General features: G+C 59.9%; 1 protein-coding gene. It reads right to left on the reverse strand.

Annotated elements, in window-relative coordinates; all coding sequences use genetic code 11:
* Window positions 1-700: MCE family protein (locus A5646_RS14455; RefSeq protein ID WP_156765606.1), on the reverse strand; the 700-nt coding region annotated here is incomplete at both ends.

A 700-nucleotide genomic window follows, 5' to 3' on the forward strand; every position in this document is an offset into this window, starting at 1 on the left:
TCGGCGGCGCCGCGCGCCAGATACGGCCCACCCTTGTTGAACAGCTCGGCACCGGTGTTACCAAACCCGGCCGCCGACAACAACGCCTGATCCAAATCCTTCTGCTGAGCATTGAGGGTGCGCGCGGTGATCACCGCGTCGTTCAAAAAGTCGAACAGATCCGGCGCCGCATTCGCATACGTATCACCCAACGCCGCCAACTGCTGAATATCCTTGCGCGCCTGCGGCATCCGCGGATTCACATCATCAAGCAACACGTTGGCGTTGACCACCGACTGACCGAACTTCTCCCCCAACCCCGACAACGACTGCGCCGCCGCACTCAACGTCAGATTCAGCTTGATCGGATCCACCTTCTCCGCGATCGACGTGATCGTCTGAAACAACGTATTGATCTCGGTGGTCACCGACCGCGCATCGATCACCGTGCGCGACGAAATCTTCTGCGGCGACGGATTCGCCGGCGTCGTCAACGACACATACTTGCCACCAAACACCGTCGTCGCCTTGATATCCGCATTCACATTCGCCGGAATCAACGCCAAATACCGCGGAAACACCTCCAACGTGAACTTCGCCGCCGGCTTCCCATCACGCACCGTCTCCGCAATCGACCCCACCCGGCCGATCTCCACCCCGTTATACGTCACCTTCGAACCCGGATCCATCACCAAACCGGCCCGCGACGCAATCATCGTCA

The organism is Mycobacterium sp. 1245499.0 (assembly GCF_001673615.1).
Taxonomy (GTDB): Bacteria; Actinomycetota; Actinomycetes; order Mycobacteriales; family Mycobacteriaceae; genus Mycobacterium; species Mycobacterium europaeum_A.